The organism is Mesorhizobium tianshanense (genome assembly GCF_007830515.1).
GTDB classification, from domain to species: Bacteria; Pseudomonadota; Alphaproteobacteria; order Rhizobiales; family Rhizobiaceae; genus Mesorhizobium; species Mesorhizobium tianshanense.
This window is the reverse complement of the sequence record NZ_VLKT01000053.1, coordinates 1-13,179: the sequence shown is the minus strand read 5'-3', so window position 1 is coordinate 13,179 and position 13,179 is coordinate 1. Positions and strand designations below refer to the sequence as shown.

10 protein-coding genes and 1 pseudogene are annotated in these 13,179 nt (G+C 59.3%); 5 read left to right on the top strand and 6 right to left on the bottom strand.

Features of this window, described 5'->3' with window-relative positions; translation table 11 throughout:
* Nucleotides 1-83: 83 nt before the first annotated feature.
* The 3 genes from IQ26_RS30815 to IQ26_RS30805 form a co-directional block, all read right to left on the bottom strand.
* Complete coding sequence (locus IQ26_RS30815) at nt 84-533, bottom strand: cyclic nucleotide-binding domain-containing protein (RefSeq protein ID WP_145722164.1); 450 nt, start codon at nt 531-533, stop codon at nt 84-86.
* 305 nt (nt 534-838) lie between these two features.
* Nucleotides 839-3,553 (bottom strand): ABC transporter transmembrane domain-containing protein, encoded by a 2,715-nt coding sequence (locus IQ26_RS30810; protein ID WP_145722163.1) that lies wholly within the window; start codon nt 3,551-3,553, stop codon nt 839-841.
* A gap of 9 nt (nt 3,554-3,562) precedes the next feature.
* Entirely contained in the window at nt 3,563-3,928 is a 366-nt protein-coding gene (locus tag IQ26_RS30805; protein WP_145722162.1) for a hypothetical protein, read from the bottom strand.
* Between the two features lie 76 nt (nt 3,929-4,004).
* Here IQ26_RS30805 and IQ26_RS30800 point away from each other — a divergent pair, with 76 nt between their 5' ends.
* Nucleotides 4,005-4,679, top strand: coding sequence for a class I SAM-dependent methyltransferase (locus tag IQ26_RS30800; protein ID WP_407660239.1), 675 nt, complete (start codon nt 4,005-4,007; stop codon nt 4,677-4,679).
* A 98-nt stretch (nt 4,680-4,777) separates the two neighbouring features.
* On the opposite strand, the gene IQ26_RS30795 is transcribed toward IQ26_RS30800, so the two are convergent.
* Genes IQ26_RS30795 through IQ26_RS30785 form a run of 3 tightly spaced genes read right to left on the bottom strand, consistent with a single transcriptional unit; the run spans nt 4,778 to nt 8,416 of the window.
* Nucleotides 4,778-5,959 carry a glycosyltransferase family protein gene (locus IQ26_RS30795; RefSeq protein WP_145722161.1) on the bottom strand — a complete coding sequence of 394 codons (1,182 nt, stop codon included), beginning with the start codon at nt 5,957-5,959 and terminating at the stop codon, nt 4,778-4,780.
* Nucleotides 5,956-7,200 carry a glycosyltransferase gene (locus IQ26_RS30790; protein WP_145722160.1) on the bottom strand — a complete coding sequence of 415 codons (1,245 nt, stop codon included), beginning with the start codon at nt 7,198-7,200 and terminating at the stop codon, nt 5,956-5,958. Before IQ26_RS30790 ends, IQ26_RS30795 begins: the two co-directional genes overlap by 4 nt.
* A 1-nt stretch (nt 7,201) precedes the next feature.
* On the bottom strand, nt 7,202-8,416 hold the full coding sequence (locus IQ26_RS30785; RefSeq protein WP_145722159.1) for a glycosyltransferase family protein: 1,215 nt from the start codon (nt 8,414-8,416) through the stop codon (nt 7,202-7,204).
* A 1,271-nt stretch (nt 8,417-9,687) separates the two neighbouring features.
* Between IQ26_RS30785 and IQ26_RS30775 the strand changes: the two genes are divergently transcribed.
* From IQ26_RS30775 to IQ26_RS30760, 4 genes and pseudogenes are all read left to right on the top strand, one after another.
* Complete coding sequence (locus tag IQ26_RS30775; RefSeq protein ID WP_240547309.1) at nt 9,688-10,320, top strand: helix-turn-helix domain-containing protein; 633 nt, start codon at nt 9,688-9,690, stop codon at nt 10,318-10,320.
* Nucleotides 10,321-10,425: 105 nt separating this feature from the next.
* Nucleotides 10,426-10,885 (top strand): annotated as a pseudogene (locus IQ26_RS40045) (transposase); the annotation flags it as partial.
* A gap of 373 nt (nt 10,886-11,258) precedes the next feature.
* Nucleotides 11,259-12,431: an ATP-binding protein gene (locus IQ26_RS30765; RefSeq protein WP_145722158.1), complete on the top strand. Its 1,173-nt coding sequence runs from the start codon at nt 11,259-11,261 to the stop codon at nt 12,429-12,431.
* 135 nt (nt 12,432-12,566) lie between these two features.
* Nucleotides 12,567-12,977 (top strand): DUF3024 domain-containing protein, encoded by a 411-nt coding sequence (locus tag IQ26_RS30760; protein WP_145722157.1) that lies wholly within the window; start codon nt 12,567-12,569, stop codon nt 12,975-12,977.
* The last annotated feature ends 202 nt before the right edge of the window (nt 12,978-13,179 follow it).

Below are 13,179 nucleotides of genomic sequence, written 5' to 3'. Positions count from 1 at the left end.
TATGCGAGACAGGTTTTCTCCGGGTGACCTTCTCAGCAAGGCCAGTGCCATCACGACGGCGAGGATTGAGCGCACGTCATTCGTTATTTGGCGCTTCGTGCGTCGATCAGATCAGCGGTCGTATGGCTTAGGCGATCGGCAAGAACCCGCAATATCTCGATGGTCATTTCCGGGAACTCCTTCATAAGCCTCAGGAAGTGATCCTTGGGAATTCTCAAGGCTTCCAGCGGAGTTGCCGCTCTGACGGTGGCAGTGCGGGAGCCGTTGCACAATATCGCGATCTCGCCAACAATCGAATTTGGCACCAGTTCGGCGACTTTTATCGACCCGCTGTCGGAATCGACCAGAATATCCGCCCTGCCTGAAAGGATGACATAGGCGGCGTCTCCGTCGTCGCCCTGCCGGAAAAGGATCTGGCCGGCGCTGTAGCTCACGCGATCGGATGTGAACGCAAGCAACTTGAGCTTTGTCGGCTCGATGCCAGAAAACAAGGGAACGCGTTGTAGCATTCCAACTTCATCCTTGAGCAGCATTGTCGCAAACCTTCCCAAATTCGCGTTTGCCAGACTAGAGCAACGGCCGCCCAGATGGAACTAATTCTGTTTCCGGGATGGCGAGACGAACCACGCGAAAGGTGGCGAGCCCGATGTCGTGCGATCGGGCGATGCCGCCTGAAAAAATGGGCGTCCGCCAGCCGGAAACCCGAAGAGCTGGGAGAATTGTGGCAAATCCTTCGGGTTTTCGGCGCGGATGTAGTCCCGCTACGCCCTTCGCCGGATCCCTTGACCTTGCAGCAAATTCCCACCGGCAGAATGATCCCATCTGAATGTCCGTTGCTCTATGACAGCAGTTCCTTGAAGATACCGTTCCCTGCCAAAAGTGTCTCGGGTGTTCCGTCTTCCACCAATTGACCCGAGTCGAAGACGATAACGCGATCGAACATCATCCCCATCGCCGGATTCGTCACGACCCACACAATTGCCGGCGAATGGCCGTCGCGCCTGGCTTCCTCGAGCACGTTTCGCAGCACCTTATCCTGCATGCGCTGGTCGAGCGCCGACAGCGGCCGGTTGAGAATGAGAAAATCGGGACGCTTGAGCAGGGCCCGGGCAACATCGAGCTTCTGTCGCTGTCCACCGGTCAGCCGCCTTCCGCCGGTGCCGACGTTGAAGTCCAGGCCGACATCCAGAAGTTCGGCATAAAGCCCCAGTTCGTCAAGAATGTCATAGACGATGGACCGTATGCGGTCCGGCGCGTCGGGATGGTTGTTGCCCACACGCCCGAACAGGACATTATCCATGACGGTGGCTGCAGCAATGTATTTGGCAGGATCATACCGTTCGATCGCATTTTGCAGCTCGGGCGGCAGGTTTTCATAGAATCGGTTGCGCGCAGCGACGATCTTGCTCATCAGATCGTCGCTCAGCAGGCCGAAGCGGTGCCGGGGCTCGATATAGGCAAAGCTCAAGGTGACGATCATGGCGCGATCGCTCTCCGAAACCGCCTCGTGGGGACGGTTCTTGAGCCGTTGCAACAAGGTTTCGTAGATGGGTATCTCCTCGGCGCTCATGAAGGCGAGCTGCTGGAAGAACTGGTGATCGGGCGGCAGGTCGGCAAACAGCTCGATCGCCTGTTCGGCGATCTCCATGCCCATTTCGTAGAGCGTGCGGTCGAGGCCGGCTTGCCTCAGCACAGAGGCAAAATAGGGATTGGCCGCCAGGGCCCTATCGGCCAGTTCGGGGCCGGCGGCAGCGCCGAAGAGCAGGTTTTGGCCGATCGTTGCTTCCTTGTTGTAGGCGCCTGGTTCGAAGGGAACCACCAGTTCGCTCAGCCCTTCGTGTTCCAGCCGGGTTCGCAGCGCCGCACGCAGCTCGACGATCTGCCTGGCAAGCTCCGTGTGACGCGTGAGGTCGGCCGAAGAGCGCAAGCCAAGATCCAGAATGTCGCGCGACAGAACAACCGCGTCGAGCACCCGGCGCACGGCCTCAAAAAGGTCGTGCGGGCCGGTAGCGCCGGCGGAAGCATAGTTGATCCAGTCGCTGTGGATATCAAGATCCGGATTGCCCGACCGGCGCGCCTCGTTGATGTTCCAGCGGCGCTGGTCTCCCGCAGCACCGTCATAAGGCACCGATGTCAGCGGCGCATGCTTCAACCCGTAGAGCAGGTTATCGCGGAGGCTTGCCTGGAACAGGAAAACATCCGACGAGGCATAGGACATGCGCCGGCCGGTCACTGCTTCGGGGAGTTCAAGCAGGTCGTCGGCGCCCGAAGCGACCCTTCCGCTGTCCGGCCAGTTCAGCCGCGCGAAGGCTTCTGCAAGCGCCTCCGCTCCACCTGATGCGGTACTGACCAGCGCCACCGTCTCGCCCGGCCTGACCTGGAGGGAGATACGGTCAAGGAGCATTGCACCGCCTTCGTCTGCTATGGACAGATTGATCGCCGACAGGGGGTTGGTCATCGGATCGGGATCATCGATCGTCAATGCCCCGATTCTCGGCGCAATGAGACCCCCGACGGTGAACTGTTCAACGACCTGCTGATATTTGACCTGGACATCCTGCCGCGCCTGATCCCAGTCGATCAGTTCCTTCATCGGTCCGGGCAGGTCCTTGTAGGCGCCGATCACGGCCACGAGCTGACCGACGTCCAGCCGCCCCTGGATGACCAGATACCCGCCGATCATGTAGAACAGAAAGGGCGTGACCTGCGCGAGAAAATTGTTGAGGAACTTCACCATGAATTTCCATTGGTAAAGATCGAAGCGGATCTTAAAGATGAGCCCGAGCCGGGCAGCTATGTCGGCGCGTTCGTAGTTTGATGTATCGTGGACGTGGACCGCGCCGATGCCGTCGACGATTTCGCCAATCCGGCCCGAAAGCGCGCGCGCCGTCAACTGCCGTTCGCGCCCGAGCACGATCAGCCGCCGCCGCATTCGCGGGATGAGCACGATCTGGATCGCCACGATCACGGCCGCTATCATTCCGAGCCAGAAGTTCTGGACCACGATGAACAGCATGGCCGTCAGCGCCTGGCCGCCGAGCAGCACCGGCTGCACGAAGGCATCGCCGATGAAGCCGCCCAGCGGCTCCACCTCGTCCTTCACCATGGTCGCCACTTCGGCGGATTTCACCCGCTTGAAGTAAACCGGTGGAAACCGCAGCACACGATCGACCAAATCGAAGCGGATACGCCGCAGCATGCGTTCGCCGAGGCGGCCCTTGTAGGTATTGATGTAGAGTTTGAACAGGCCGTTGATGACGACTAGCAAGAGGAACACAAGGCTCAGGGCAAACAGCGTCGCCCTGCGGTCGAGCTGAAAACCGGAGAAGAACTGGACCTCTCCAATGAACGGCAGGTTATAGTGTAGCCTCATGAATGGCTGGGTCGCGCCCGGCTGCTCGAATCCGCCACCTTGGATCGGGCCGTTGACGATCAGCTTCGGCAGGTCGAAGGACATGAAATACGGGATCATCGAAAGCACGACGATCATCAATATCCAGAGCTGCTGCTTCTTGGTGTGCGTCCAGATATAGCGGGCTAGGCTGGGTTCCATATGGACCCTTCAGTTGGAAGAATGCAGGATGTAAAAGCACCTGCTGGCGAATGGCGTATCGGCAATTTCTTCCCCGGCAACGACAAGCTCGAAGCTGCAGTGCGCGGAGATTGTCCTGCGCTCAACGATGGAAGGAACCTGCGAGGCGGCGCGATCCAGTTCCGGCGCATGGTCGATGACAACGACATGGGCATTGTTGATCAGCGAAGAAAGCGGCTGGCCAAACGGTTCGCGGCTTCCGTAGGGTTTTGGCGAATAGCCGAACGGCACAAGGCCGCAGCTGCGCGGCTGGTGCTGGCGAATGCACGCCGATGGTCCGGACAGATGCAACAGGCTCTCTCCGGCACCGGGCAATGGCGAAGCGACTTCCAGCATAATCACGTCCCGCGGATCAAACAGCCTTGCGGGAGGCAAGATTGCGTCGCCCGAAATCCCAACATACAAGACGAATATGATGGATGTCACGCAACCACGCAATGCCGGCATGGACGGGCACGAGCAAGCCTTGGATCTCACACGGGGAATTGCTGCCTATGTCAAATGCCCTCTCGTGGCAGGGCTGGCGCGCGTCATCGCCAAACATCCGAAGGCCGATATCGCCAACGCCTTCAACCACAAGCAGGTCGCCTGCAAGATGTGGGCGCTCGACAGACTGGTCGAAAGCTGCGGCGGCCGGTTCGGGCGCATATGGATTCTGGGTGGATGGTACGGCGTATTGCCGGCAATGCTATTCAACGACGCCCGCTTCGACATCGCGGCGGTCGACAGCATCGACATCGATCCCGAAGTCGCGCCGGTCGCCCGGACCCTCAACCGGGAAGCCGGCGACCGGTTCCGGGCGCTGACGGCGGATATGCACGCACTCGACTATGCGGCCGGGCAGCCCGACCTGGTGGTCAATACGAGCTGTGAGCACATAGCCGATCTGGGCGCCTGGCTTGCTCTGCTTCCGCGGGGCACGAATGTGCTGCTGCAATCGAACGATTATTTCAGCGAGCCGACGCATATCAACTGCGTGGCTTCACTTGCAGCCTTCGAAGCAATGGCGGCGCTAGGGGAGGTGCGGTTCTCCGGCGAACTGCCGACAAAAAATTATACGCGCTTCATGCTGATTGGAACTGTCTAATGCATTTCGACCAAAAGAGCGTAGCGGCTTTTTGGAATAAAAACAAGGACTTGAAGCGCGTCGCGCCAATCTCATCAAGACGCGACGCGCGTTAGGATCTATCGATCATGAACTTTTCCGAAACCGGGCTCCGCTTTTAGGGACCATGTTCGGTACCGCTCGCGCAGGATTTGCGCCGAGCGACGCGCGCCTTCCAGATCGAGACGATGCGCGGATGGCGGCGGTCCTGCCAGCGCCTGGTCGATCGCTTGCGCCAAACCTTCAGGCGTCAGGTCTTTTTCCATCAGCACCGTTGCAAGACCGAGTTCTTCGAGCATCAGGGTGCGAAACGTCTGTTCGGTTTCCCCACCGGCTGCAAATGGAACGAGCAGGGAGCGACAACCCGCGCGCAGGACATCGCAGACCGTGTTGTAACCCGCCTGCGAGACTGACAGGCGGGCGCCGGTCAGCAGGCTGGCGAAATCCTCGCGGAACCGGAAGATGGACAGGCCCGGCGTGGCATCGCGTGCGATCGCGTCAAACTCGTCTTTCGGCAGGTTTGGGCCGGTGATCAAACACCATTTCCAAGCGTTGTTGGCATTCCGCGCGGCTGCGACGGTGGAACTGACAAGGCTCTTTCCGGCAGCCCCGCCGCCAACCGACACCAGAACGTCGAAGCGCTCGGAGGTCGCGGGCGATGGCGGCGCGGCAACGAGCCCTGTGTAGGTGACCTCGGCCCTGATCGCCCCAGCCAGTGGAAATGTCTTGTCGATGGTTGCGAAAGCCGGATCGCCGTGGACCATAACAAGGTCGAAATACCTGTTGATGAGATCGACCGTTTCCTCGTTTCGGCCCGGCTTGACGCGCTCCTGAAGGATATCGCGGACGGACGTCGCCAGCAGCGGTCTGGGCGACGTCGCGTCGATGGCCTCGATCAGCGGCAAGAGTTCGAAACGCATCTGCCGGCGTCCAAATGGAAACGCCTCGACAATGACGATATCAGGCCTGCAATCCCGGAATGCCTGCAGCAGCATCTCTGAACGCCATTTCTTGAAATCATCGTCGATGGGGTTGCCCTGCAGGTCGACAAGTCCGGAAAATCCTTCATCACCGGAGGTGACAGGTGGCAGGGTTACAGATTTTACACCCGGTCCCGGAAACCCCGCGATCGGCGCTCCGCCGGTCACGACGGTTACGTCAAACCCGTCATCGACCAGAGCCGCCGCAATGCGGCTGGCGCGCGCGAGATGGCCGATACCGAGCAGGTGCTGGACATAGAAGAAAGCACGCAGCGGCTTCATTCGGCGGCCCGCCACTCCCGCTCGAACAGTTCCTTGAGCTGTCCAATGCTTGCCATATGATCGAAATTGCCGCGCACGCGCCGCTCTGCGGCGTCGCCGAGGCGGGCGCGCAGCACGGGATCACGGATCAGGCGCTCCAGCGCCTGTGCCAGGGCAATTGGGTTTTCCGTCGGAACCAGCAGCCCGGTTTCATCCGGCGATAAAAGCTCCGGCACGCCGGAAATATCGGTCGACACGCAGGCAAGCCGCTGGCTAGCCGCCTCCACCAGAACATTCGGCAGACCGTCCCGGTCGCCATTTGCCGTGATCCTGCAGGCCAGGGCGAAGATGTCGGCGCGGCGGTAGTGCTCGAGCACCTCCTCTTGCGCAAGCGCGCCTTTCCAAGAGACGCGACCATCAAGGCCGAGCTTTTGCGCCAGCGCCTTGATCCGTTCCAGTTCCTCGCCGCCGCCGATATGCTCGAAACGCCACGCCAAATCACCAGGCAAAAGGGCAAGGGCCTCCAGCAACGTATCGTAACCTTTCTTTTCGACGGCGCGCCCGACACTCAGAACGACAACCGGTTCGTCCGGCGCCAAGCCGTCATGCTGTTTTCGCGCCTCGCCAAAACTGCCGAAGCGATCAAGGTCGAGCCCATGATAGCTCAGATGCACGGACGAGTTGCCGTTAGCGAGTTTTTGCAGCCGGTCGAAGCCGGTTTTCGTGCAAGTGACTGTCCAGGACGCCGAGGAAAGCTTGCCAGCCAGATCCCAGTCCGCCGAAGTCCAGATGTCCTTGGCATGGGCCGAGCAGCTCCAGGGCAGGCCGCGAAGCTGGCTGGCATAGCGCGTCACCGATGCCGGCGTGTGCGCGAAATGTGCATGCAGCCAGCCCGCATCTTCCGGCCATTCGGCCGCCAGCACGAGCGCTTGCCCGAAGCGGCGCACGCGATTGCGCGTAAAGTCGCGGGGGATATCGGTAGCCAGCGATCCGAGCGCGCGCCAGAAGCCCGGCCGCAGCAGACAAGCAAACAGCGAGCGAGCCACGCGCTGCGGCTCCTCATGCAGATATTCCGGCAGATAGTGAACGGGCGCTTTGATCTCGTCATGCACGGGGTGGCGTTTTGCGTCTGTCGGCCGCCTGAGCGCGACGAGTATCAGGTCGAACCCCGCACGCTCCAGACCGAGCAGTTCCTGCGCGATGAAGGTTTCCGACAGCCGCGGATAGCCCTTCAGAACCACGACGATCTTGCGATGTTGCAACTCAGTTCATGCCTTCGATGACCGAAAGGTGATGGCCGGCCCGCCGGTCGAGCAGTTCCGCGACGATTTCGGAAATATGAGGCAGCCCTTCCAGCGTCAGATGCGGATTGCTCTGCGATGGGCGGGGCCGGTCCGGCAGCACCTCCAGTGCATCGGCAAACCGCTTGGTATCCTCGGCTTCTTCCGGCAAAAGCATCTCGACGAGGCCGAGTTCGGCTGCGCGCCGTGCGCGGATCAGTTGTTCCTCGCGGGGCTTGACGCGCGGCACGATCAGCGCCGGCTTGTCGAAAGACAGTATCTCGCAATAGGTGTTGTAACCGCCCATCGCCACTACCGCCTTGGCGCCGGCAATCAGCTCTTCCATGCGGTTGTCGAACTCGATCATTTTGATATAGGGGATCTTGGACCCCTTCTTGAGCAGCTTGTTGCGCTTGCGCGCCGGCATGTAAGGCCCAAGCACGATCAGCGCCCTATGCCGCAAGTGCGGATCCTGCTGATAGGCATCGATGACGTTGTGGATCAAGTCGCCGCCGTCACCGCCGCCACCGGTGGTAACGAGGATATAGTCGCCCTCGGGCCGGTGGCCGGGCAACTCGTTCTTCTGCAGGCTCCGTTGCAGGAAACCGACGAACTTCATCTTTGCCCTGACAGCCGGTGGCACATCCAAGCCGGTCAACGGGTCGTAGAAATCCGGCGGACCATAGGCCCAGACCTTGTCGTAGAACAGGCCTATCTTGCGCATCACATCCCTGCGTGCCCACTCAGCTTCGAGCAGATGCGGCGCGTCCATCACCTCGCGCAGGCCAAGCACGAGCGTGGTGCCCCGCGTCTTGAGGTAGGACAGCGTGTCCTCGATCTCACCACGCAGGCCGAGCGGTTCCTTGTCGACGATGAAGATATCCGGCCGGAAGGTCTCGGCTGTGTGGCGGATGATTGACTGGCGCATCCTTAGCGTCTCATGCAGATCGATATCCTTCTCCAGCGAGGTGTATTCGCCGTTGCGCAACTTGATGACGCTGGGGATCTTCACGAAGTCGACACGGGCGCGGTAGTCGAAGGCGCCAGCGATAGTCGCACCCGAAATGATAAGCACCTGAAGTCCGCGGAAATCCTCGACCAGCGAATGCGCGATCGTCCGGCAGCGCTGCAAGTGGCCGAGCCCGAACGTGTCGTGGCTGTACATGAGAATTCGAGCGTTTTGTGCGTGCTGGGTCATTTGTTGAACGTCTCTTTTAGAATTCTCGGCTTGAGGACAGTGGGCGACCCCGCAGGAGCGGGCCGGGACTCCCTACTATTGTTTTGGGATGGATCGAAAGGGAAAACGGTGTCCAAAAGATCGGCAGAAGCCATCCCTCTTGATTCCAATAAGCTCCAGTCTCTCCGAACTCCATTGGTTTCGGAGCGGTGAAGGCGAATTCCGCTATCCTGCCAATATACCTAATTGCTTGACCGGCATACGAAAGGACAAGGTCGCCGGGAGCCGCACGGCGCATATCGTTGTAGAACTCACCTCGCGCGCCATTGCTCTCGGTCTTGGGGGACCAAAGGTGCTGCCCATCAATCTCTTGACGGGCGGTCTGATTGTGATTCACCCACCAGAACTGAGCCATCTATCGCCCAGGCTAGCCGGAAATTCGGCAGAAATCGAGTGGATGCCAGCGCTCGCAACACATCGCCTGCAGTAGGGTGTGTGCAACACCGGTTGCTTGTCGATCGCGATGGCTTCTGGCTAATGCCTTAGCTGGGGCGGTGACGGTACTTTTCGAGACGGCTTGGGCGCGGCGTCGAACGCCGCAGGGTGCAAAAAAATCGGCCGATTGGCCCCGATAGTTGGTGAAACTCAAAATATCTTTTTGTGGCGATTTTCCCTTTAAAATCAAAAGCGTAATTTTTTTGACGGTTCTGGTGTCGGACTTCGCAAGGTGATAAAAAATATTCTACAGTAATTTCAGTGAGTTATGCGCTGTTTGAACAATAGAGCTGGAGTAGCAGGAAAGACATACAAAATGCGGTGATCGGCTATGTTAGGTTTGGTGTGGGATCATTCGGCAACGCAGAAGATCATGTGAGGTGAATTATCAATGAGGCCTTGGTAAAACATATTGGAATCAAAGGTGTTTTCTGATGACGGGGGTCCATCTGACTAAGCAATATCGACATAGATGACGGCATTGTTTGCCAGTCTTGGTTCGGCGGCGAAAAAGTTGTGCCCAATGGTGGATTGGGCGGACTTAGTTGTAAAAACTAAGCGAACTCAGTGGTTGAGACGATTAGATTCGCAGTACCGGCACGATTGTGGATTGCTAACACTTCTTCATTAGCACGACAGCCTAGTCTCTCATGTTCCCTGTCAAGGCTGAAGGCGAGAGGGAACAACTTCGACCGGGAGACGCGCAGACGGTTCTTATCGCAGGCGCCGAGCGCGAGCCGCTCTTGCAGGCTGTCGCAAACCCGTTCCTAAGGGCTGCGATCCCGGATCTCGCCAAAATGGCCGAGCGGTTCGGCTCCGTCTGTACCGGAGGCTTCTTGCTCGCCGCGCTCGGGCTTCTCGACGCTATCGAATCTCGACCCACTGGGATTCCTGCAAGGCGTTTGCCAAAAGCTTTCCGAGGGATGGTCGATGGCCGACTCTGGACCTCGGCCGGAGTCACCACTGGCATCGACATGGCGCTGGCGATGATCGCGCACGACCTCGACGCGATCATCGCCGGCGAGGTTGCGAAACGCCTGATCCTCTATGCTCGCCGTCCCGGCTATCAGTCCCAGTTCAGCCCCCTCCTACAGGCGCAGCTGAAGGGCGACAGCCCGTTCGCCGATCTGATCGGATGGATACAGGCAAATCTCGCCGCACCGCTGGATGTACCCTCGCTCGCCGCTCGTGCCGGCATGACCGAACGGAGCTTCCACCGCAAGTTCGTAGCCGCGACTGGTCAGACACCAGCCCGCTTCGTCGAGATCGCCCGGCTCGATGCGGCGCGCATGCTTCTGTCCCGCGGCCTTTCCCTGAAATCAGTGGCGGCGCAGGTTGGTCTCTTCCCACCCGTGCGACTGACAGAAGCTTTCGAGCGCCGCTTTCGCGTTGCGCCGAGGCTCTTCCGCGACATGCATGCGGAGTTCTAGGCTGCGATCTCCGAGGTCCGGTACTGCACAGAACCGCTCCTTCCGAGGAAAAGGCTGAAATTCCGATCGTTAGTAGAGCCGCCATTCCATTCCCAGTTCAGGAGACGATGGCAAAAGGTCAGTTGGCGGCGCGGCACCAAAGGGTCGGCTGTCCTGTCTCTTCGCGGCCTGCCGTGTCCGCGTTGCGGATGGCCATAAGCACCGGATGCTCGATGATCGGATGCAATGCATGCCTGGCGAAGAGGTCTGGCTCGTTGGCGAGCGGCGGTCGACCGGAGAGCAAAAATACCATGTGTCGAACCCGCCGGCCGATGCCACCATCAAGGCCCTCGCCGCCACGATCAAAGCAGATGGGTCTGTGAACAGGCGCACCAGCAGCTCAAGGAGGAACGTCTCGGTCTGGATCACTTCGAAGGCAGATCCCTGGACGGGCCTACACCGACACGCCCTGATGACGATGATCGCCTACGCTTTCCTCCAATCCCGCCGTCTCAAAGCGGCGGGACGGAAAAAAGAATCCCAGGACCGCCTCCGCAACCAACCATGCCAGCTGTCAGGCAAGTGATACTCGACATCTTCGCACGGTCGCCGCCACACCGATGTCCGCACTGCCGCATCAGATTCCGACAGCCGCATCAATGAAACTGCCAAAGTAGTGCGTTGGGCGCCGCAGAGACCCGCCAGTAAATTGGTGTGAGCTGAGCAATTCGTCCAGCAAGGTGCCGAACTCCGGCTTTAGGATCGACACGCGACGTGCGATGCGAGCACGGTGAAAGTCTTGAACTGGCGCACTCAAGCCGGTGCGATTGCATGTGCACGGGGCGCCGGAAACTCAAATAAGCCGATCAAGCTGGGAAGCGGCTATTATCCAGGAATGCAGAGCGTGAGTTGTTCTATCTATCCTTGCAAATCATCCGCATCATGGATAATTTGCAAGGATGATCGAGCGAAGAGCACGCAAGCTGGTTGACACCGCCCTTCAACGGCAGGCTGCCGTCGGACTGATTGGACCTCGACAGGTCGGCAAGACGACTCTCGCTCATAGCATAGCCGATAAGCGGCCATCCCTTTATCTTGACCTGGAAGCCACGGAAGATCGCGCGAAGCTTGCCGATCCGGCACTGTTCCTCAGAGCCTACGAAGATCGGCTTGTGATCCTGGACGAAATCCACCGCACGCCGGAACTGTTTCAGACGCTGCGTGGACTCATCGATCAAGGTCGGCGGCGCGGGCATCGCACCGGACGTTTTCTTGTCCTGGGATCGGCCTCAATCGATCTGCTGCGCCAATCCGGCGAGACGCTGGCCGGCCGCATTGCCTATATTGAGATGGGGCCATTTGATGTTGCCGAGGCTGCACAAACCCCAGAAAACCTTCTTGCGTTGTGGGTACGCGGCGGTTTTCCGGATTCCTTCCTCGCTGCGGATGACACGCAAAGCTTTGATGTCCGCCGCGACTTCATTCGCACATATCTCGAACGCGATGTTCCGCAGTTCGGACCGCGCATTCCTGCCGAAACCTTGGAGCGTTTGTGGACCATGTTGGCGCACGGGCAGGGGAGCCTGCTCAATGCATCCAGGCTGTCTGCCTCGCTCGCCATCAGCGCGCAGACCGTGACGCGCTATATTGACCTGCTCGCCGATCTGATGCTGGTCCGTCGGCTGCCGCCCTTTCATGCCAACATCGGCAAGCGGCTCGTCAAATCGCCAAAGGTGTATGTCAGGGACAGCGGGCTGCTCCACGCCCTTCTCGGTATTATCGATTTCGACCAGCTCTCGGGCCACCCGGTCGTCGGTACGAGTTGGGAGGGCTTTGCGATCGAGAATTTGATTTCGGCAGCGCCAGCGCATAGCTCGGCAAGTTTCTATCGCACATCGGCGGGCGCCGAAATTGATCTGCTTCTCGACATTCCGAAACATGGAAGATGGGCGATCGAGATCAAGCGCGGTCTGGCGCCACGCATCGAGAAGGGCTTTCATCTCGCCTGCGAAGATGCCGCACCGACGCGCAAGTACGTTGTCTATGCCGGTCAGGATCGATATCCGCTAAACAGCGACACCGAGGCGACGGGTCTGTCCGCCCTAGTCTTGGAGCTGATCGGCCTTCAGTAGGCGCCGGGCAGAGGAATCCCAGACTGCCGCCATCCGGGCACGCTGGCAATGACCTGCCAAGGCCTCTGCGCTGGCACAATGGGCAAGAAAAGTTGTACCTGCCGTATTACTCTCTTTGATTGGCTGGAGCGGAATATGCCGAGGCAGGAAGGCAGATGGATTCGGGTCAAAGCTCTGACCCAGGAGGAGAAGACTGCAGTCGCGACCATCTGCGAGCAATTTATCGCAGAAACGCTCAAGCCGCGTTTTCTGCCAGAGATTCGCCCGACGCAGTTCAACTATCCCGTCGACATCTTCGGCAAGTGGCACGGCAGCAAATACAGCTTCATCACCCGGTACCGTTCCGGCTTTGCGGAGAACTTAGGCGAGGAATTCGATTCTGCCTTCACGCGGCTCGATCATCTGGAGCACCATCTTGTGGAAACCCGCTTCGATGTCATGTGGCATCGACATACCGGCCAGTGGTTTCGCCTGCATGCCTCGGTTACGCTGGAAGAGGCGCTCCACCTTATCGAGACCGACGGTCTGCTCCATCCGGTGATATGAATTCGAAAAGCCACCCCCGATTTGATCCACACGCGCTCAGAGGCCTTGTCGGCGACGCGGTCTTCGCGCGCGGGGAGGCCTATTTCCAAGACGGGATGGTGGACATTCTAGCCCGTCTTATGCACGACGACCCGTCTGAGAGGCGGCGGATGTAGCCTAAGCGATTGATTTGGCGTAGGATTCGGTTGTCTAAGCCAACCCT